Origin of the sequence: Salinarimonas soli (genome assembly GCF_008386575.1) — a bacterium.
Taxonomy (GTDB): Bacteria; Pseudomonadota; Alphaproteobacteria; order Rhizobiales; family Beijerinckiaceae; genus Salinarimonas_A; species Salinarimonas_A soli.
Genome location: NZ_VUOA01000142.1, coordinates 1 through 260 on the forward strand (window position 1 = coordinate 1; position 260 = coordinate 260).

Here is a 260-nt window from a genome sequence, read left to right on the forward strand (position 1 = left end):
TTTTGACCAATTTACTCGGGGATTCGTTCATTTTTCGTAAGATACGATCTTAGTACGAGATACCTCTGCTTCTAAAATCCACTTTTGAAAGAGTTTTGAGCTTGGTTTTTTTATACCGAGCAGTTTTTTGTCCGAATTGCCCTCCGATTTACTCATTTTTCGCCTCGGAGCGTGCTTTGAATGAGTACAGAACGAGTTTTTATTCGTTTCAAGTCCATTTTCTGTTAATTCAGAGCATTCGTTTTCAGTTATAACCATTA

1 protein-coding gene is annotated in these 260 nt (G+C 36.9%); it reads right to left on the reverse strand.

Annotated elements, in window-relative coordinates; all coding sequences use genetic code 11:
• Positions 1 to 27: 27 nt before the first annotated feature.
• Positions 28 to 260 (reverse strand): hypothetical protein (locus F0L46_RS26665; protein WP_210247695.1); only part of this gene is annotated, 233 nt, incomplete at its 5' end.